This window comes from Proteiniphilum propionicum, from assembly GCF_022267555.1.
Classification (GTDB): domain Bacteria; phylum Bacteroidota; class Bacteroidia; order Bacteroidales; family Dysgonomonadaceae; genus Proteiniphilum; species Proteiniphilum propionicum.
Genome location: NZ_CP073586.1, coordinates 477,086 through 498,390 on the forward strand (window position 1 = coordinate 477,086; position 21,305 = coordinate 498,390).

Annotated in this window: 14 protein-coding genes and 5 tRNA genes; 17 read left to right on the plus strand and 2 right to left on the minus strand. The window is 45.3% G+C overall.

Annotated features, from left to right (window positions below; genetic code table 11):
• Positions 1–61 precede the first annotated feature (61 nt).
• From KDN43_RS01770 to rpoC, 14 genes are all read left to right on the plus strand, one after another.
• Positions 62–135 (plus strand) — tRNA-Thr (locus KDN43_RS01770).
• Positions 136–145: 10 nt separating this feature from the next.
• Positions 146–228: transfer RNA gene (locus tag KDN43_RS01775), tRNA-Tyr, on the plus strand.
• A gap of 88 nt (positions 229–316) precedes the next feature.
• Positions 317–389 (plus strand) — tRNA-Gly (locus KDN43_RS01780).
• A 67-nt stretch (positions 390–456) separates the two neighbouring features.
• Positions 457–528: transfer RNA gene (locus KDN43_RS01785), tRNA-Thr, on the plus strand.
• A 121-nt stretch (positions 529–649) separates the two neighbouring features.
• On the plus strand, positions 650–1,837 hold the full coding sequence (tuf, locus tag KDN43_RS01790) for an elongation factor Tu (protein ID WP_238867992.1): 1,188 nt from the start codon (positions 650–652) through the stop codon (positions 1,835–1,837).
• 104 nt (positions 1,838–1,941) lie between these two features.
• Positions 1,942–2,014 (plus strand) — tRNA-Trp (locus KDN43_RS01795).
• Between the two features lie 18 nt (positions 2,015–2,032).
• Positions 2,033–2,224 (plus strand): preprotein translocase subunit SecE, encoded by a 192-nt coding sequence (gene secE / locus KDN43_RS01800; protein WP_238867993.1) that lies wholly within the window; start codon positions 2,033–2,035, stop codon positions 2,222–2,224.
• A gap of 17 nt (positions 2,225–2,241) precedes the next feature.
• Positions 2,242–2,784: a transcription termination/antitermination protein NusG gene (nusG, locus tag KDN43_RS01805; RefSeq protein ID WP_238867994.1), complete on the plus strand. Its 543-nt coding sequence runs from the start codon at positions 2,242–2,244 to the stop codon at positions 2,782–2,784.
• Between the two features lie 74 nt (positions 2,785–2,858).
• Positions 2,859–3,308 carry a 50S ribosomal protein L11 gene (gene rplK / locus KDN43_RS01810; protein WP_238867995.1) on the plus strand — a complete coding sequence of 150 codons (450 nt, stop codon included), beginning with the start codon at positions 2,859–2,861 and terminating at the stop codon, positions 3,306–3,308.
• A gap of 15 nt (positions 3,309–3,323) precedes the next feature.
• A complete protein-coding gene (gene rplA, locus KDN43_RS01815; RefSeq protein ID WP_238867996.1) occupies positions 3,324–4,025 on the plus strand; it encodes a 50S ribosomal protein L1 in 702 nt (233 codons plus the stop codon).
• A 14-nt stretch (positions 4,026–4,039) separates the two neighbouring features.
• The gene (rplJ, locus tag KDN43_RS01820; protein WP_238867997.1) at positions 4,040–4,564 is read left to right on the plus strand and encodes a 50S ribosomal protein L10; all 525 of its coding nucleotides are present in this window, start codon (positions 4,040–4,042) and stop codon (positions 4,562–4,564) included.
• 195 nt (positions 4,565–4,759) lie between these two features.
• Complete coding sequence (rplL, locus tag KDN43_RS01825) at positions 4,760–5,137, plus strand: 50S ribosomal protein L7/L12 (RefSeq protein ID WP_238867998.1); 378 nt, start codon at positions 4,760–4,762, stop codon at positions 5,135–5,137.
• A 96-nt stretch (positions 5,138–5,233) separates the two neighbouring features.
• The gene (rpoB, locus tag KDN43_RS01830) at positions 5,234–9,046 is read left to right on the plus strand and encodes a DNA-directed RNA polymerase subunit beta (RefSeq protein WP_238867999.1); all 3,813 of its coding nucleotides are present in this window, start codon (positions 5,234–5,236) and stop codon (positions 9,044–9,046) included.
• Between the two features lie 60 nt (positions 9,047–9,106).
• Positions 9,107–13,393, plus strand: a complete 4,287-nt coding sequence (rpoC, locus tag KDN43_RS01835; protein WP_238868000.1) for a DNA-directed RNA polymerase subunit beta' — start codon at positions 9,107–9,109, stop codon at positions 13,391–13,393.
• Between the two features lie 130 nt (positions 13,394–13,523).
• Here the strand turns inward: rpoC and ppk1 are convergent, their stop codons facing one another.
• Positions 13,524–15,608, minus strand: coding sequence for a polyphosphate kinase 1 (gene ppk1, locus KDN43_RS01840; protein ID WP_238868001.1), 2,085 nt, complete (start codon positions 15,606–15,608; stop codon positions 13,524–13,526).
• 143 nt (positions 15,609–15,751) lie between these two features.
• On the opposite strand from ppk1, the gene KDN43_RS01845 reads away from it, so the two are divergent.
• Positions 15,752–16,246 carry a metallophosphoesterase family protein gene (locus KDN43_RS01845; RefSeq protein WP_238868002.1) on the plus strand — a complete coding sequence of 165 codons (495 nt, stop codon included), beginning with the start codon at positions 15,752–15,754 and terminating at the stop codon, positions 16,244–16,246.
• A gap of 10 nt (positions 16,247–16,256) precedes the next feature.
• On the opposite strand, the gene KDN43_RS01850 is transcribed toward KDN43_RS01845, so the two are convergent.
• Positions 16,257–16,892 (minus strand): LysE family translocator, encoded by a 636-nt coding sequence (locus KDN43_RS01850; RefSeq protein WP_238868003.1) that lies wholly within the window; start codon positions 16,890–16,892, stop codon positions 16,257–16,259.
• A 282-nt stretch (positions 16,893–17,174) separates the two neighbouring features.
• On the opposite strand from KDN43_RS01850, the gene purL reads away from it, so the two are divergent.
• Positions 17,175–20,870, plus strand: coding sequence for a phosphoribosylformylglycinamidine synthase (gene purL, locus KDN43_RS01855; protein ID WP_238868004.1), 3,696 nt, complete (start codon positions 17,175–17,177; stop codon positions 20,868–20,870).
• Between the two features lie 17 nt (positions 20,871–20,887).
• Complete coding sequence (locus KDN43_RS01860; RefSeq protein ID WP_238869520.1) at positions 20,888–21,298, plus strand: acyl-CoA thioesterase; 411 nt, start codon at positions 20,888–20,890, stop codon at positions 21,296–21,298.
• Positions 21,299–21,305 lie beyond the last annotated feature (7 nt).

A 21,305-nucleotide genomic window follows, 5' to 3' on the forward strand; every position in this document is an offset into this window, starting at 1 on the left:
TACCTTTGCGACCGTTTCTCTCCTAAAAAATGGAGGGAAGCGGTTAATATCAAGAAAATAAGCCTCTTTAGCTCAGTTGGCCAGAGCACGTGATTTGTAATCTCGGGGTCGTTGGTTCGAATCCGACAAGAGGCTCAAGTTTTTAGGGCAGTTACCAGAGTGGCCAAATGGGGCTGACTGTAACTCAGCTGGCTTACGCCTTCGGTGGTTCGAATCCATCACTGCCCACAAAATTGTAAGTGTGAGCAAATGCTCAATATGCAAAAGCAATAATCATTTGCAAATGTGCATATTAAAAAATTTGCACATTAATACTGCGGAAGTAGCTCAGTTGATAGAGCATTAGCCTTCCAAGCTGAGGGTCGCGGGTTTGAGTCCCGTCTTCCGCTCTATAGCGTGTAAAAAACCTCCTGTCGGGAGGGATCCCGGCACTTGTTGGGAAGTGACGCTCTTATTGCCTATGTAGCTCAGAGGTAGAGCACTTCCTTGGTAAGGAAGAGGTCGCGGGTTCAACTCCCGCCATCGGCTCAATTACAAATGATCGGCATTTCGTCAAGATAAAGGAGTGTGCCTGTGTCTTGAGATTTACTGTTTACGACAATAGAGACGAAAATACAATTTTTATTTACACTAATTAATAGTACATTTTATGGCAAAAGAACATTTTAACCGGACGAAACCGCATGTAAACATCGGTACAATAGGTCACGTTGACCACGGTAAAACTACCTTAACGGCTGCAATCACAACCGTATTAGGTAAAAAAGGATTCTCGCAGGTTCGTTCGTTCGATTCAATCGACAACGCTCCAGAAGAGAAAGAGAGAGGTATAACCATTAATACTTCACACGTTGAATACGAAACTGAAAATCGTCACTATGCTCACGTTGACTGTCCCGGCCACGCCGACTATGTGAAGAACATGGTTACAGGTGCTGCCCAGATGGACGGTGCAATAATTGTAGTTGCAGCAACTGACGGTCCGATGCCCCAGACACGTGAGCACATCCTTTTGGCCCGTCAGGTAAACGTTCCCAGACTGGTTGTTTTTATGAACAAGGTTGACCTGGTTGACGACGAGGAGATGCTGGAATTGGTTGAAATGGAAATGCGAGAACTGCTCTCATTCTACAACTTCGACGGAGACAACACGCCCATTATCAGAGGTTCAGCACTTGGCGGTTTGAATGGCGAGCCCAAATGGGAAGAAAAGATCATGGAGTTAATGAACGCTGTTGACACTTGGATTCCACTGCCTCCGCGCGATGTGGACAAACCTTTCCTTATGCCGGTTGAAGACGTATTTTCTATCACCGGACGTGGAACCGTTGCTACAGGCCGTATAGAAACAGGTATTATTAAAACCGGCGAAGAGGTTCAGATTATCGGTCTTGGAGCAGAAGGCAGGAAATCTGTTGTTACAGGTGTGGAAATGTTCCGCAAGATTCTCGACGAAGGCCAGGCTGGTGACAACGTAGGGTTGCTACTCCGCGGCATCGAAAAAGATGAAATCAAGCGCGGTATGGTTCTCTCTCACCCGGGCAAGGTTAAACCTCACTCTAAATTCAAAGCTGAGGTATATATTCTGAAGAAAGAAGAAGGAGGACGTCATACTCCGTTCCACAACCATTACCGTCCTCAGTTCTATATACGCACACTCGACGTTACCGGAGAGATTCAGTTGCCCGAAGGCGTAGAAATGGTTATGCCGGGCGACAACGTAACCATCGAGGTAGATCTCATCTATCCTGTTGCATGTAACATTGGTCTTCGTTTCGCTATACGCGAAGGTGGCCGCACGGTTGGTGCAGGACAGATTACGGAGCTGATCGATTAATAACAACTGCTCTGCTGGCATCCGGCTTCCGGATTGTCAGAAGACAACAATAAAGCCCTGCCGGATAAATGTTTTCCGCAATGAAAAGCAAAGGCAGGGTTTATACGGGTCTAGCTCAGTCGGTAGAGCACTGGTCTCCAAAACCAGGTGTCGGGAGTTCGAGTCTCTCGACCCGTGCAAAACGATCCGAATTAAATGAAAAAAATAGTTGCATATCTTAAGGATTCTTATAATGAACTAGTTCACAAAGTATCCTGGCCATCCAGAGAAGAGCTTTCCGGTAGTACGGTAATTGTATTGATTGCTTCCCTTATAATTGCCCTGATTGTTTTCGGAATAGACTCTTTATTTGAGTGGATAGTTAAACTCCTGTACGGTATTTTATAATTCTGAAAAAAGAAACAATGACTGAAGAGAGAAAAAAATGGTACGTTTTGCGTGCTGTTAGTGGAAAAGAAAACAAAGTCAAAGAGTATCTTGAGTCAGAAATGAAAAAAACCGATTTAGGAAAGTACGTTTCTCAAGTTCTCATCCCCACAGAAAAGACTTATACAATACGCAACGGAAAGAAAGTGATGAAAGAACGCGCTTATCTTCCCGGATACGTGCTTATTGAGGCTGAGCTGACCGGTGATGTGGTTCACGAACTTAAGAATATCAATTACGTAGCCGGCTTTTTGCCAAACACAGCCGATCCCCAGCCTTTACGGGATTCGGAGGTTAAACGTATCCTCGGCACAATGGATGAGCTGGAGGAAGCTGGAAACGAAATGGATGCCAAGTACTATGTCGGTGAAAATGTGAAAGTGATTGGCGGTCCTTTCAGCAGTTTCTCCGGTGTGGTTGAAGAGGTGAATGACGAGAGAAAGAAACTCAAAGTGATGGTCAAAATTTTCGGACGGAAACAACTCCTGGAGTTGAGTTATATGCAAGTAGAGAAAGAATAGTCAGATATTTGGTTACGCAGATTCTGTAAATTCTTCAAAGTGTTTCGAAAACCGTAATTAATTAAATCAAAAAAATGGCTAAAGAAGTTGCCGGACAACTAAAATTACAAATCAAAGGAGGAGCTGCAAATCCATCTCCCCCTGTAGGACCTGCATTAGGTTCAAAAGGGATAAACATTATGGAGTTTTGCAAGCAATTCAATGCCAGAACTCAGGACAAGGGCGGTAAAGTTTTACCTGTGGTAATTACTTATTATACCGACAAGTCTTTTGATTTTATTGTTAAAACACCACCGGTTGCGATTCAGTTATTAGAAGCCAGCAAACAGAAAGGCGGTTCGGCAGAACCCAATCGCAAAAAGGTTGCGGAAGTAACCTGGGATCAGGTAAAAACTATCGCCGAAGAAAAAATGCCCGATCTGAACTGCTTCACACTGAAATCTGCAATGAAAATGGTAGCAGGAACGGCCCGGAGCATGGGTATCACAGTAAAAGGGAATTTCCCGGATATTATAAATAATTAAAACTTCAATTGAGACATGGGTAAACTGACAAAAAATAGAAAGTTGGCTTTAAGCAAGATTGAAGAGGGAAGGACCTATTCACTGAAAGAGGCATCGGCCTTGGTTAAGGAGATTACCACAACCAAATTCGATGCATCTATTGATATCGATGTACGCCTCGGCGTAGATCCGCGTAAAGCTAACCAGATGGTAAGAGGCGTTGTGTCTCTGCCACACGGGACAGGAAAACAAGTAAGAGTTCTTGTATTGTGTTCTCCAGAGGCTGAAGCCGCTGCTACAGAAGCTGGCGCAGACTATGTAGGACTCGACGAATATATCGATAAGATTAAAGGAGGTTGGACTGATGTGGATGTGATAATCACACAGCCGCAGATTATGGGTAAAATTGGTGCGCTCGGCCGTATATTAGGGCCTCGCGGATTAATGCCTAATCCAAAAAGCGGTACAGTTACTCCCGACGTTGCAAAAGCCGTAAAGGAGGTAAAACAGGGAAAAATCGACTTTAAAGTAGACAAAGCCGGTATTATTCACACCTCTATTGGGAAAGTATCTTTCACGCCCGAACAGATTCGAGACAACGCAAAAGAATTTATCCTAACGTTGATCAAATTAAAACCTGCCGCGGCAAAAGGTACCTATATTAGGAGTATTTATCTTTCCAGCACGATGAGCCCGGGTATAAAACTGGACACTAAATCGTTAGAAGAACAGAAATAAAAAGTTTTAATTGAATGAAAAAGGAAGATAAACAACAAATAATAGAACAGATAGCTGCAAATCTCCAAGAGTACGAAAACTTCTATCTTACCGATATTGCTACACTCAATGCAGTAAAGACAAGCAATTTAAGAAGGGAGTGTTCAAAACAGGAGATCAAGCTGCTGGTGGTTAAGAATACCTTGTTGCAAAAAGCATTAGAATCGCTCGAAAGAGACTATAAGGAGTTGTATCCCGTTTTAAAGGGCAACACTGCTATCATGTTCTCCAACGTAGCAAATGCTCCTGCAAAGCTTATTGACAAATACAAAGCCGACAAAGTGCCCGCTTTTAAAGGCGCGTACGTACAGGAGAGTTTCTTCATCGGCGATAAAGCGTTGAAAGACCTTATAAACATCAAGAGCAAGACAGAGCTTATAGGAGACGTTATTGCACTCTTGCAATCTCCTGCCAAAAATGTTATTTCTGCACTCCAATCCGGCGGTAATATACTTCACGGAGTATTGACAACGTTAACGGAAAAAGAACATTCTCATTAAACAAAAACAACAGAAAGCGACTGATAGAACCGGTAATCAAAAAATAAACATTATCAGATTTTATATTGATGAGGTGCTATGTAAAAAACAAAGTCACGTTTATTAGCACTAATCGGTTGAAAGAGAATGTTGAAGAATTCAAAATTAATTTCACACAACAAACAGAATTAGTAATCAATTTAAACAAATACAAAAATGGCAGACTTAAAAAAATTTGCTGAAGACCTGGTTAACTTGACAGTAAAAGAGGTTAACGAACTGGCTGAAATTTTAAAAACAGAGTACGGTATTGAACCCGCTGCTGCAGCCGTTGCTGTTGCTGCAGGACCTGCTGCCGGCGCCGAAACCGCCGTAGAAGAAAAAACATCTTTCGATGTTGTTCTCAAGAGTGCCGGTGCAGCTAAGCTGGCTGTAGTAAAAGCCGTGAAGGAACTTACCGGTCTCGGATTGAAAGATGCTAAGGATTTAGTGGACGGAGCTCCCAGCGAATTGAAAAAGGGTATAACAAAAGACGAAGCAGAAGCTTTGAAAAAACAACTTGAAGAGGCTGGAGCAGAAGTTGAACTTAAATAGCATTTACCTAATTTAGGTTAATACGGTTAGGAATCTTCTACCTGAAGATTCTTAACCTTTTGTGTCAATATATACAAGGTTCAAAAACTCACATCCATGTCTGTAAATAACGCCAATCAAAGAATAAATTTCGCGTCGATAAAAAATCCACTCGATTTCCCTGATTTTCTTGAAGTACAATTAAAATCGTTTCAGGATTTTATCCAACTTGACGCACCTCCAGAGAGTAGAAAAAATGAAGGATTGTATAAGGTTTTCACGGAGAATTTCCCAATCGCTGATACCCGGAACAATTTTGTACTTGAATTTTTAGATTACTACGTTGATCCACCCCGCTATACCATTAAAGAGTGTATAGACAGGGGGCTAACCTACAGCGTTCCGCTGAAGGCAAAACTTTATTTGTACTGCACGGATCCCGATCACGAAGACTTTACCCCTGTTATACAGGATGTTTACCTTGGGACAATCCCCTACATGACAGAAAAGGGAACATTCGTGATAAACGGTGCAGAACGTGTAATCGTTTCGCAGCTTCACCGCTCTCCGGGCGTATTTTTCGGCCAGAGCCTCCATGCTAATGGTACAGTTCTATACTCGGCCCGTGTCATTCCGTTTAAAGGGTCATGGATAGAGTTCGCTACAGACATTAACAGTGTGATGTACGCGTATATCGACCGCAAAAAGAAATTACCGGTCACCACACTTCTCCGCGCCATCGGTTTTGAGAGTGACAAAGATATCCTCGAAATCTTTGACCTGGCCGAAGAGGTTAAGGTAAACAAGACAAACCTTAAAAAAGTGTTGGGCCGGAAGCTTGCCGCCCGCGTACTGAAATCGTGGATGGAAGATTTTGTTGATGAAGATACCGGTGAGGTAACCTCCATCGAAAGAAACGAGGTTATCATTGAACGTGAGACCATTCTTGAGGCCGAACATATTGACGAGATAGTTGAATCGGGAGTTGCATATATTCTCCTGCACAAGGAAACGCCTAACACCTCCGATTATTCTATCATTTACAACACTTTACAGAAAGATCCCAGCAATACTGAGATCGATGCAATACGCCATATCTACCGCCAGCTGCGCAGCGCGGAACCTGCTGATGATGCCAGTGCACGCGAGGTGATCAATAACCTCTTCTTCTCGGAAAAGAGATACGATTTGGGCGATGTAGGGCGTTACAGAATTAATAAGAAACTGAATCTCGATATTGATGTAAACATCCGTGTGCTTACTAACGAAGACATCATAGAGATCATCAAATATCTTATAGAGCTAGTCAACTCCAAGGCAATAGTGGATGATATAGACCACCTCAGTAACAGACGCGTACGTACGGTAGGAGAACAATTATATACTCAGTTCGGAATAGGGTTGAACCGCATGGCACGTATTATCCGTGAAAGGATGAACGTTCGTGACAACGAGGTTTTCACACCCATAGACCTTATAAATGCAAAGACTATATCGTCGGTTATCAACACCTTCTTCGGGACCAACGCGCTGTCGCAGTTCATGGATCAGACCAACCCTCTGGCTGAGATAACACACAAGCGCCGCCTGTCGGCCCTTGGTCCTGGTGGACTTTCACGTGAGCGTGCAGGTTTCGAGGTGCGCGACGTGCACTACACTCATTACGGGCGACTTTGCCCAATTGAAACGCCGGAAGGGCCCAATATCGGTCTTATCTCGTCGCTCTGCGTATATGCAAAGATCAATGACTTAGGATTTATTGAAACACCTTATCGCAAGGTAGACGATGGAGTGGTAAATATTGTAAACGACGAAGTAATCTATCTGGCAGCGGAGGAAGAAGAAGACAGAATTATTGCACAGGGTAATGCACCACTCGATGACAAGGGCAACTTCGTAAACCCACGCGTGAAAGCAAGGCAGGATGCCGATTATCCTGTTGTAGCACCAGATGAAGTTGAGCTGATGGACGTATCGCCCATGCAGATTGCATCTATAGCGGCTTCACTCATCCCGTTCCTCGAGCATGATGATGCTAACCGCGCCCTGATGGGTTCCAATATGATGCGCCAGGCTGTTCCGCTAATAAGAGCTGAAGCACCTATTGTGGGCACAGGAATCGAGGACCAGCTTATTAAAGACTCCCGCTCACAGATTATGTCGGAAGGCAATGGTGAGATCATCTACGTGGATTCAACCACTATAAAAATAAAATACGAACGCACAGAAGAGGAGGAATTCACCAGCTTCGATGATGCAGTTAAAACATATAACATCCCTAAATTCCGTAAAACCAACCAAAATACCACCATCGACCTGCGTCCTGTATGCAAGGTGGGGCAAAAGGTAAAGCCCGGTGAAATCCTTACAGAAGGTTACGCTACACAAAATGGAGAACTGGCATTAGGCAGAAACCTTAAAGTTGCTTTCATGCCATGGAAGGGTTACAATTTCGAGGATGCTATCGTACTAAGTGAAAGAATGGTGATTGATGATGTATTTACATCTATTCATGTTGAGGAATTCTCTCTGGAAGTACGCGAGACCAAACGGGGGATGGAAGAGCTCACCTCCGACATACCTAACGTAAGTGAAGAAGCTACGAAAGATCTCGATGAGAAAGGTATCGTGCGCGTTGGTGCGCGAATTAAGCCTGGAGATATACTGATAGGGAAAATAACCCCTAAAGGGGAATCGGACCCGTCGCCGGAGGAAAAACTGCTTCGTGCTATCTTCGGCGACAAGGCAGGCGACGTGAAAGATGCCTCGCTGAAAGCTTCTCCTTCGCTCAATGGGGTGGTTATACATACCAATCTCTTCGCAAAAGCTTCTAAAAAGGGAAAAACAAAACTCTCCAATAAGGCCCTTCTTCCAAAGCTTGAAGAGGAGTACGAAAACAGAATGGAAGAGCTAAGAAAGGTTCTTATCGACAAGCTGCTGAAGCTTACCGAAGGCAAAACTTCCGCCGGGGTTAAGGATTACACCAATATGGATGTCGTTCCAAAAGGTGCAAAATTCACGGTAAAAGTGCTTTCAGACATCGATTTCCAGTCTGTTCAGTTAAACAAATGGACAACCGACACACATAAGAATGAACTCATACGTACAACAGTTATCAACTATCTGCGCCGCTACAAGGAGCTTGATGCCGAATTGAAACGTAAACGTTTCGATTTAACCATCGGAGATGAACTCCCCTCGGGTATAATGCAGATTGCAAAGGTGTATGTAGCAAAAAAGAGAAAGATACAGGTAGGCGACAAAATGGCAGGACGCCACGGAAACAAAGGTATTGTGTCTAGAATTGTACGTCAGGAAGATATGCCTTTCCTTTCAGACGGGACACCCGTGGATATTGTACTTAACCCGCTGGGTGTACCTTCTCGTATGAACCTCGGGCAAATATTCGAGACTGTTCTGGGATGGGCCGGGAAAGAACTTGGCGTAAAATTTTCCACTCCCATATTCGATGGAGCATCGCTGGACGACCTGAGCGTATGGACCGACAAGGCTAAAGTGCCGGCATACGGTAAAACTTACCTCTTTGATGGAGGTACCGGAGAGCGTTTCGACCAGCCCGCAACTGTGGGAATAATATATATGCTCAAACTGGGGCACATGGTGGAAGATAAGATGCACGCGCGCTCAATTGGGCCTTACTCGTTAATCACACAACAACCGTTGGGTGGTAAAGCGCAGTTTGGAGGCCAGCGTTTTGGGGAGATGGAGGTCTGGGCACTCGAGGCATTTGGTGCTGCGCACATACTTCAGGAAATTCTCACTGTTAAATCAGACGATGTGGTAGGCCGTTCAAAAGCATATGAAGCAATTGTAAAGGGCGAGGCAATGCCTCAGACAGGTATCCCCGAATCACTGAACGTACTGCTTCACGAGCTGAAAGGGCTGGGGCTCAACCTCAGTCTCGATTAACGACTGTACTCAAGGTTATTATACTATTCAACATCTTAACTCTTTTTATATACAATATATATGGCATTTAGAAAAGAGAACAAAATAAAGAGTAACTTTTCAAAAATTACTATAGGGTTGGCATCGCCGGAACGAATTCTGGAGAACTCTTTCGGCGAAGTTCTAAAACCTGAAACTATCAACTACCGTACCTATAAACCGGAACGGGATGGCTTGTTCTGCGAACGCATCTTCGGGCCGGTAAAAGATTACGAATGTCATTGTGGCAAATATAAACGTATTCGTTACAAAGGCATCGTGTGCGACCGCTGCGGTGTGGAAGTGACAGAGAAAAAAGTGCGTCGCGAACGTACAGGACACATTCATCTGGTAGTACCCGTGGCACACATCTGGTACTTCAGGTCGCTACCCAACAAAATAGGTTATCTGTTGGGCATCCCTACCAAAAAACTGGATTCCATCATCTATTACGAAAGATATGTGGTGATACAGCCAGGTGTGCTTGAAGAAAAGGTGGCAGAAAAAGATCTGCTCACCGAAGACGAGTATCTTGACCTGCTGGAGACGCTCCCGAAAGAGAACCAGCAACTGGAAGATACCGATCCCAATAAATTTATAGCTAAAATGGGTGCCGAGGCTGTGCTCGACCTGCTCGAAAGACTGAACCTCGACAAGCTGGCTAATCAGCTGCGCCACCGTGCTAGCACCGACACATCACAGCAGCGTAAAAACGAAGCGTTGAAACAGCTGCAGGTGGTGGAGGCATTCCGCGGATCGAAAAATATCAATAAGCCGGAATGGATGATAATGAAGGTGGTTCCCGTGATTCCGCCTGATCTGAGGCCACTGGTTCCGCTCGACGGAGGACGCTTTGCCACGTCCGACCTCAACGATCTCTATCGTCGCGTGATTATTCGCAACAACCGTTTGAAACGACTGATTGATATCAAGGCACCGGATGTGATTCTGCGTAACGAAAAGCGCATGTTGCAGGAAGCTGTAGACTCACTGTTCGACAACTCACGCAAGTCGAGCGCCATCAAAACAGAATCTAACCGCCCGTTAAAATCACTTTCTGACAGCCTTAAAGGCAAGCAGGGCCGTTTCCGTCAGAATCTGCTCGGCAAGCGCGTCGACTATTCTGCCCGTTCGGTTATTGTTGTAGGTCCCGAACTTAAGATGCACGAATGCGGGCTACCCAAAGATATGGCAGCCGAACTATATAAACCGTTCATCATCCGTAAGCTCATTGAGAGAGGTATAGTGAAAACGGTTAAGTCTGCGAAGAAAATCGTAGACAGAAAAGAACCGGTTGTATATGATATTCTGGAATATGTGATGAGAGGCCACCCAGTTCTGCTGAACCGTGCCCCTACCCTTCACCGCCTGGGTATCCAGGCATTTCAGCCCAAGCTGATAGAGGGTAAGGCCATTCAGCTGCACCCGCTGGCATGTACGGCGTTCAATGCCGACTTCGACGGTGACCAGATGGCTGTACACCTTCCACTTGGCAACGAAGCCATACTGGAGGCACAGCTGCTGATGCTTGCTTCCCACAACATTCTTAACCCGGCCAACGGTGCACCAATCACAGTGCCTTCACAGGATATGGTGCTTGGATTATACTATATCACAAAAATACGTCCGGGAGCTAAAGGCGAAGGGATGACATTCTACGGCGAAGAGGAAGCCATAATAGCTTACAACGAGGGAGCAGTAGATATTCACGCGCTGGTGAAAGTGATAGTAGATGACATAGACGAGGAAGGTAACCCTGTCCGTAAGATGCATGAAACAACTGTAGGACGTGTAATCACTAACGAAGCTATCCCGAAAGAGGTGGGATATGTAAACGAGCTGCTCTCAAAAAAATCACTCCGCGACATCATTGGCAAGGTGATAAAAACTTGTGGAGTTGCGCGTACAGCCCAATATCTTGACGATATAAAAGATCTTGGCTATTACATGGCATTCAAGGGGGGACTCTCATTCAACCTTGAAGACGTGATCATACCCAAAGAGAAAGAGACTCTTATTCAGGAAGGATATAGCGAAGTGGAACAGATCATGGACAACTACAATATGGGTTTCATCACCTATAACGAACGTTACAACCAGATCATCGACACATGGACACATATAAATTCCAAGCTTTCGAACATACTGATGAAGCAACTTTCGGAAGACGACCAGGGATTCAACTCTGTATATATGATGCTTGATTCGGGTGCCCGCGGTTCGCGCGAACAGATTCGCCAGCTGTCGGGTATGCGCGGATTGATGGCAAAACCGCAAAAGAGCGGTGCTGAAGGTGCTCAAATCATCGAGAACCCCATCTTGGCTAACTTCAAGGAGGGCCTGTCGGTGCTGGAGTACTTTATCTCTACCCACGGAGCGCGTAAAGGTCTCGCCGATACGGCTCTCAAGACAGCCGACGCCGGATATCTGACCCGCCGTCTTGTTGACGTATCACAAGATGTGATCATCAACGAAGAAGACTGCGGCACATTGCGCGGGCTGGTAGCTACTGCTATCAAAAACAATGAAGAAGTTATCGCTTCACTATACGAACGCATACTTGGACGTGTTTCCGTTCACGACGTTCAACATCCAACTACCGGAGAAATCATTGTAAACGCAGGGGAAGAGATCACTGAAGATGTTGCCAAAAAGATAGAAGACTCACCAATAGAACGTGTAGAGATTCGCTCAGTACTAACCTGCGAATCGCATCATGGTGTGTGCGCGAAATGCTACGGCAGAAACCTTGCCACGGGACGTATGGTTCAAAAGGGCGAAGCGGTGGGAGTTATTGCGGCCCAATCGATTGGCGAGCCGGGTACTCAGCTTACACTGCGTACTTTCCACGTGGGAGGTATTGCATCTAACATTGCAACTGAAAACAACATTACAACCAAATACGATGGCTATATTGAGTTCGATGAACTACGCTACGTGGAAACCACAGATGCCGAGGGTAAGCCATACAAGGTAGTGGTAAGCCGGTTAGTGGAAATGCGTATCGTTGACCCCAACACAAAGATCGTACTGTTAGCTCACAACGTTCCCTATGGTTCGAAGCTCTATTTCAACCAGGGCGACAAAGTACAGAAGGGCGATCTGATATGCGAATGGGACCCGTTCAATGCTGTAATTGTTTCTGAAGCTACCGGTAAGATACGTTTCGAGAACTTCACCGAAAACATGACTTACAAGGTAGAGTCTGATGAGCAGACAGGGCTGAAGGAGAAGGTGATCATCGAATCACGTGACAAGACCAAAGCCCCCTCGGCACACATTGTAAATGAGAACGACGATATCCTGCGTACATATACGCTTCCACTGAGCTCCCACATAGTGAAGAACGAAAATGACGATATCAAAGCCGGTGATGTGCTTGTGAAGATACCGCGCGCTGTGGGTAAAGCCGGCGATATTACGGGAGGACTGCCGCGAGTAACCGAACTGTTTGAAGCACGTAACCCGTCGAATCCGGCAGTGGTTTCCGAGATAGATGGAGAGATATCATTCGGTAAGATTAAGCGTGGAAATCAGGAGATATCGGTCACGTCAAAGACTGGGGAGATGAAAAAGTATATGGTTTCCCTTTCCAAGCAGATACTGGTTCAGGAAAATGACTATATACGTGCCGGGATGCCTCTTTCCGATGGAGCCATTACACCTGCCGACATTTTGGCAATCATGGGACCGACAGCCGTTCAGGAATACATTGTGAATGAGGTTCAGGATGTTTATCGACTGCAGGGTGTGAAGATCAACGACAAGCATTTTGAGGTTATCGTCCGTCAGATGATGCGCAAGGTAGAAGTGGTTGATCCGGGTGACACACGCTTCCTTGAACAACAGCTTGTTGACAAGCTTGATATGATGGAAGAGAACGACCGCATCTGGGGTAAGAAGGTGATTATTGATGCCGGAGATTCACAGGTGTTTGAACCGGGACAGATTGTTACCGTTCGTAAACTGCGCGACGAAAACAGCTCTCTCAAACGCCGCGACCTGAAGCCGGTGGAAGCACGCGATGCCGTTCCTGCAACTGCCAACCAGGTTTTGCAGGGTATCACGCGCGCTGCTCTTCAGACAACCAGCTTTATGTCAGCCGCCTCTTTCCAGGAGACGACCAAGGTGTTAAACGATGCAGCCATCAATGGCAAGACCGACACGCTGGAAGGATTGAAAGAGAACGTAATATGCGGTCACCTGATTCCTGCCGGAACCGGCCAGCGCGAATTCGAAAAGTTGGTGGTAGGCTCACGCGAAGATTTCGAAAAGCTTAGTGCCAACAAGCGAAGCAACCTGTTCCAGGAAGCCGCTGTAAAAGAATAATAGCTTAGAGATAACTTTTTTTAAACCCGTGCCGGCAATCCGACACGGGTTTTTTTATGGGTTCAAATTTACAAAGGCTTCATGGTTTATTATGATAATAGACTGAATAAGATGTTACTGGAGCATAAACTTACTGCCCGGTCGACTTTTTCAGGTAGTCGTAAATGGCTTGCTGAGCACGTACGGGGTGCGCGTCAAGCGTATTACTATCACGTTTAAACACGTTCTGCAGGTTCTCGTCAACCCACACCGCACTCTGGTTATCGGCAAGCTGTATCTTCAGTATATCGATAATCTGTCTCTTTATATTCTCTGTGTAGATAGGGAATGCCACCTCTATACGGCGATACAGGTTTCGCTGCATCCAATCGGCTGAAGTCAGAAAGATATTATCATCCCCTTCGTTAAAGAAATACCATACCCTGGCATGTTCAAGGTAAGCATCAACAATACGGGTAACAGTGATATTTTTGCTGAAAGGCTGATTTGGCACCAGACAGCAGATACCTCTGATAATCAAGTCGATCTTTACCCCTGCTTCGCTGGCACGATAAAGTTCGCTTATCATCACTTTATCCTCCAGGCTGTTCATCTTTAAGATAATATAACCTTTACCTCCATTTCTCACATGCTCAATCTCCCGCTCTATCATCCTGTGTATCTCAGGAAGCATATTAAACTGCGTTACCAGCAGATGTTTGAAACTGTGATTATGTGGTTTCCCCTCCAGTACCCTGAAGACCTCGTCAATATCTTTAATGAATTCTTTATTAGAAGTAAGCAATCCCTTGTCGGAGTATATGCGTGCGGTTTTTTCGTTGAAGTTACCTGTACCCAGATAAGCGTAACCCTTGAGCGGTTCCTTGGGGTCGTTACTTCGCTTACGCACATAAGCCAGCTTGGCATGAACCTTCAGGCCCGGCAGACTGTAAATAATTTTCACTCCCGCCTGTTGCATCAACTCAGAGGAGAGATAGTTGCTTACCTCATCGAAACGGGCTTTAAGCTCAACAAAGACCGTCACTTTCTTCCCGTTCTTGGCCGCACTGATAAGACTGTTTATAACAGCAGAATTTTCGGCCACCCGGTACTGTGTAACCTTAATTTCCAACACTTTGGGATCAAAAGCTGCCTGCATAAGGAAACGCAGTAGATAGTCGAACGACTGATATGGAAAATGAAGCAGTACATCCTGCTTTCGTAAAACTCTAAGGATAGAATCGTTTGTCTCCAACTCAGGCACACGAAGCGGTTGGGGCAGACTCTGCTTGAGGGAATTTCCAACCGGGTTAGGCAGTTCCATCAGATCAGACAAGTTAAGGTAACGCCCCGAGGGGAGTAGCTCCTCTTCCTCAATTTCATACGCTTCGCGAAGGTATTGCAGGAAATAACCGGGCATATCCCTGTCGTACTGAAACCGGGTAACTGCCCCTATCTTACGTTTGCGCACCTTCCGGAGAATCTTTACTGCAATATCGTTCTGATCCTCGTCCTCGAGTGAGAAATCTGCATCGCGTGAAATCTTTATACTATAACAATCCCTAATATCATATCCCGGAAATACACTCTGCATGTTAGCCCTTATCACGTCATCAATAAACATAATGTAATAATTACCCCCGAAGGACGGCAGCTCAATGAATCGGGGTATATCTTTATATGGAATTTTCATAATGGCATAAGTATAGCTCAACTGATTAGTATTCCTCTTTTTTTTCTTCCTTGTAAGACTAATAACCTGGTAGATACGGCCATCCTGTATAAAAGAGTGAATATCATCCTTTTGGATAATCATCGGTTGCAGATAGGGGAATACCTCCTCATTGAAATAATTCTTCACATAATCGCGGTGAAAATGCTCAACCTTGTCGGTCTGATACAACACAATACCATTCCTTTTCAATTCAGGAAGGATCATATTATTAAAAATATTGTTATACTCCTTCTCCTGCGCAGTAACCTCACTGTTAATCTCCACAATGGTCTTCAATGCCTCTTCAACAGATTCATCGCGGTTGATGCTCCCCAACAGCGAACTGTGATAACCCGAAACACGAATCTTATAAAACTCCTCCAGGTTAGAAGAGTAGATTGAGAGAAACTTGATGCGTTCATAAACGGGCAAACGCTCGTCCCTTGCCTCCAAGAGTACTCTATAATTGAACGATAACCAGCTGATATCGCGCTTAAAGTAAGAATATTTATTATTTCCCATTGTAACCGGCTTGCTTTAATACATTTAATCTTCAAAAATACAAAGTTTGTTTGAATAAACTATTTTTTTGAGTCCTGGGTTACGGATGATTGTGAGAATTGTTTTGCCAAAAAAGCTTTATCTTTGCTGCAAACGTAAAAAAAATGAAAAAAATCGGGTTGCTTTCCGACACTCATGGGTATTGGGATGAGAAATTTGAAACCTACTTTGCACCTTGTGATGAAATCTGGCATGCGGGCGACATCGGTTCCACAGCTCTTGCTGACCGCTTTGAGGCATTGAAGCCTTTTCGGGCGGTGTACGGAAATATCGACGATTACAAAACCCGTGTCGTCTATCCGCAGACCCTGCGGTTTACCGTAGAAAAGGTAGAAGTGCTGATGACCCACATCGGCGGCTACCCGGGTCGTTATGACCCGGCTATTCGTGCACAGCTCCTTGCTCATCCACCAAAATTGTTTATCTCCGGTCATTCGCACATTCTGAAGGTGATGTACGATAAAAAGCTGGACTGCCTGCACATGAATCCCGGTGCTGCGGGAAAGTATGGCTTTCACCGTGTACGTACGCTGCTCCGTTTTGTGCTGGACGCCGGCGACATCAGAGACCTTGAAGTAATAGAGATCGGAAGGCAGTAGTAGAACATGGCTAAAAGAGGTCTGAGAACAGAGATAACACTATTCCCCCCACACCCAGTAACATTAATATTAAGCCTACCGTAAGATTTAGCATAACCAATCCTCTCCGGTTAAAATGCCTGCTTAACATAGAGACAAAAGCTGTAAGAAAAAACCACCATAAAATTGAAGCAGCAATAAACGAAACCAGTCCTGCAATGAGAGAAACCCACCCGTCTGACAGAGGGTTAAACGAAAAACTTGCATTAAGCCCTATCAGCACAAGTATAATTGCCGGGTTTGAAAACGTAAGAAAAAAAGAGGAGATAAAATCTTTCACATAACGCGTCTCCCGCGGAATCATATCAGTAATATGCCCTTTAAGTGGGTTGGAACGAAAAACAAACAAGCCGAAAATAATGAGAATAATGCTTCCTGCAATTTGAATCCATCGCTCATTATCAGTCAGAAAATCTGAAACAAAACTTAACCCCACCACTGTGATCAAGGCGTATATGAGGTCCGACAAAACAGCCCCCATCCCTGACACTAATCCATGCTGACTTCCTCTGTTAAGCGTTCGTTGAATTACCAGCATATTTATTGGTCCCATCGGTGAAGAAGTCAGGATGCCGATAATAAAACCTTTAGCAATCGTTTCTAACATAAATTGAAGTTTGCCTGAACAGCCTGTAGATTGATGCCTGCAAAGATACACTCATTATCATAACTGACAAAATGAGATTTTTAAGTGTTGACTTAACGAAAAAGTTCAAGCAAGTTTAGACTTTTTCTCGCCATGGCATAATACAAGTAAACTTGTCTTCTGCTCACTTGACTTAACGAAAAAGTTCACTAACTTTGTCTCTCCATTCTGATTGACGGAAGGATGGCCTTTCTCAATCTTCTTAATCTCATTCAAGTTCAGTAAATAATAAAAAGCAGAGATATGATTTCATTTTTCAGAACCCCCTCACAGAGCGTTATAGCCGTTCAGACAAAATCGGCATTCTCACCTGAAACAGAACTGAAGCTGGCATGGCTGTTCGGAGAAGCAGAGATGCTTGCCACTGAGATAGTAGACCGGCCGTTTGTCGGCCCCCGCCGCGAAATGATTACCCCCTGGAGTACCTGTGCGGTAGAGATCACACAAAATATGGGGATCGGGGATATCTCACGTATTGAAGAATATATTCCCCGGACGGAAGACAATGAAAATGATTTCGATCCGATGCTGCAACGCAAGTATGCAAGGCTGGATCAAACTATATTCAGCATCGACAGAAAGCCTGAAGAGATAGTATATATTGATGATATTGATACATATAACAATACAGAAGGGCTTGCGCTGAGCAGTGACGAGATCGATTATCTCAACTCCGTCAGCAAAAAGATGGGTCGCAAACTCACCGACAGTGAAGTATTCGGCTTTTCGCAGGTGAATTCGGAACATTGCCGGCACAAGATATTCAATGGCAAATTCATCATCGATGACGAGGAGAAGGAGATGTCGCTATTTCAGCTAATTAAAAAAACTTCGTCTGTTAACCCGAACAGCCTGATCTCTGCTTACAAAGATAACGTGGCTTTTGTCCAGGGGCCTTTAATAGAACAATTTGCACCTACAAGCGGTGATAAACCCGATTTCTTCCAAACAAAAGATGTTGAGAGCGTGCTTTCACTCAAAGCCGAAACACATAACTTTCCTACAACTGTGGAGCCATTCAACGGAGCATCCACAGGTACGGGTGGAGAAATACGAGACCGCCTTGCAGGCGGAAAAGGATCTCTTCCCGTAGCTGGAACGGCCGTTTACATGACCTCCTATCCGCGACTAGAAGAAGATCGCACATGGGAGCAAACACTGCCTCCGCGAAAATGGCTTTATCAGACGCCCGAACAGATACTAATAAAAGCCTCCAACGGAGCATCCGATTTCGGCAACAAGTTCGGGCAGCCTCTTATCTGCGGATCAGTACTGACTATGGAACACTTCGAAAACAACAAGAAATTTGGCTATGACAAAGTGATCATGCTTGCCGGAGGTATAGGTTATGCCAACAAACGCGATGCAAAGAAAGGAGAACCGCAAAGCGGAGAGAAAGTGGTAGTACTGGGCGGAGACAACTACCGTATCGGCATGGGCGGTGGCGCTGTTTCGTCTGTAAACACGGGCGAATATTCATCAGGGATTGAATTAAATGCCGTGCAGCGCGCCAATCCCGAAATGCAGAAGCGTGTGTCGAATGTTATCCGTGCTCTGGCAGAGTCAGATGACAATCCAATAGTCTCAATTCACGATCACGGTGCTGGCGGACATCTTAACTGCCTGTCAGAGCTCGTGGAAAAAACCGGCGGGGTAATTGATATTGACAAACTGCCTGTAGGCGATGAAACACTTTCAGCTAAAGAGATAATAGGAAACGAAAGCCAGGAGCGTATGGGCTTGTTGGTTAAACAGCAGGATATTGAACGAATAGAGCGGATAGCTTCACGTGAACGTTCACCAATGTATGTTGTGGGAGAAACCACCGGCGATATGATGTTTACCTTCCGTCAGCCCGATGGCACCTGCCCTATCAGCATGGAGCTGGGAGATTTCTTCGGCAAGCCGCCGGCGACAGTCATGGAAGATAAAACCATTGAAGAGAGATACAGCGCTCCGGAGTATACCCAGGAGATGTTGGAGACATATATAGAGAACGTTCTAAGGATGGAAGCTGTTGCCTGTAAGGATTGGCTCACCAACAAGGTTGACAGAAGCGTCACCGGAAGAATTGCCCGTCAGCAGTGCCAGGGCGAGATACAACTGCCCTTGAGCGACTGTGGCGCCATTGCCCTCGATTACAGGGGGTGTTCCGGCATGGCTACATCTCTTGGGCATGCCCCGATGACAGCCATGATAGATCCGGCTGCAGGCTCTGTAATGGCCGTTGCCGAATCACTGACAAACATTGTTTTTGCACCACTTGCAAACGGTTTGCAGAGTGTCTCGCTAAGCGCCAACTGGATGTGGCCCTGCCGCAATCCGGGTGAGGACGCGCGACTCTACAAAGCGGTAGAGGCATGTTCCGATTTTGCCTGTGACCTGGGTATCAATATCCCCACCGGCAAAGATTCACTCTCAATGACTCAAAAGTATGGCGATGACAAGGTATTTTCTCCCGGGACAGTTATCATCTCTGCTGCTGCCGAGGTTATTAACATAAGAAAAATTGTATCTCCAGTATTGGCATATATAAGAGGAACCTACCTCTATTACATTGATTTTTCGTTTGATACGTTTAAGCTGGGAGGATCGGCTTTTGCACAGTCGCTGGGAAAGATTGGAGATGAGGCTCCAACGGTGAACGATCCGGAATATTTTAAGAACGCTTTCGCTGCCGTCCAGGAGCTGGTTAACCGTGGATTAATCCTTGCCGGCCATGATATTTCTGCGGGTGGTATTATCACCGCCATGCTCGAAATGTGCTTTGCAAATCCCAGGGGCGGGCTCGAATCACGGCTCGATAAAATCCGCCATGCCGACCTTGTTAAAATACTGTTCTCCGAAAATCCCGGTGTCCTTATTCAGGTTAAACATCACCGCCTAGTGGAGAAAATCCTGGGTGACTACGGTGTAGGCTTTGCAATAGTAGCAAGGCCTGTTGAAGAGCGCAGCCTGATTATTGAAAAAGATGGATTCCGGCAGGAGTTCAACATTGACAGATTGCGTGATATATGGTACAGAACATCATATTTGCTTGACATTAAGCAGAGTGGAGAAACATGTGCCGGACAACGTTATAAGAACTACGGGAGTCAGCCTCTTCAGTTCAATTTCAAACCATCTTTTACTGGAAAACTTGAGGATTTGGGTTTAAATCCAGATAGAAAGATAAAAACGGGACTCACAGCTGCCATCATCCGTGAAAAAGGCACCAACGGAGAGCGTGAGATGGCATATGCGCTTTGGCTTGCCGGATTTGATGTGAGAGATGTGCATATGACCGACCTCACATCGGGACGAGAGACACTTGAAGATGTGCGGTTTGCTGTATTTTGTGGCGGATTCTCCAATTCCGATGTTCTGGGTTCCGCCAAAGGGTGGGCCGGTGGTTTCCGGTACAATGAAAAGGCAAAAACCTCGCTCAGTAATTTTTTCGCCAGGGAAGATACACTCAGTCTCGGCATCTGCAATGGCTGCCAGCTGCTTATGGAGCTAGGGCTTATTTATCCTGAGATGGGCGACTCTCATCCCAAAATGGCACACAACCTGTCGCACAAGTTCGAATCGGCTTTTGTAAGCGTTGAGATTCCGAAGAACAGGTCGGTAATGTTCAAATCGCTCGAGGGCACAAAGCTTGGCATATGGGTGGCACACGGCGAAGGACGCTTTAATTTGCCTGAACCTGAATCAGCATACAATATTGCAGCCAAATATGTGTATGATGAATATCCAGGCAATCCCAACGGCTCCGATTACTCAGTTGCTGCCATCTGTTCTCTCGATGGCCGCCATCTGGCAATGATGCCCCATCTCGAACGGACTGTCTTCCCCTGGCAGAACGCCTGGTACCCACACGAATACCGGAAACATGAGGTCACCCCATGGATGGAAGCATTTGCAAATGCACGGGAGTGGTTAAAATTAAGTGAAAAGTAAACAAAGGAATTGTGAAAATGACTCAGCCTGCTTTTGAACATATAATGAAAGTGCGTGATTACGAATGCGATACGCAAGGCCACGTAAACAACGCCAATTACCAGCACTATTTTGAGGTTACGCGCCATGAGTTTCTGGAAATGGTGGGATTGAATTTCCATCAGCTCCATACTCAGGGTATCGATGCAGTAGTCTCCCGGGTTGAGATCCGCTACAAAGTACCCCTTAGGGGGATGGATGAGTTTAAATGTACCGTTACGCAGCTTGAAAGAGCAGGCGTGAAATATATTTTCCACCAAGAAATCATTCGATTAAAGGATAATGCGTTGTGCGCCAAAGCAAAGATAGAGGTGGTGAATCTAGTTAACGGCATTCTAAAAAAGCCCGAAGTGTTTGACGAAGCGTTTGCAGAATATATTCAGGTTTAATAAGCAA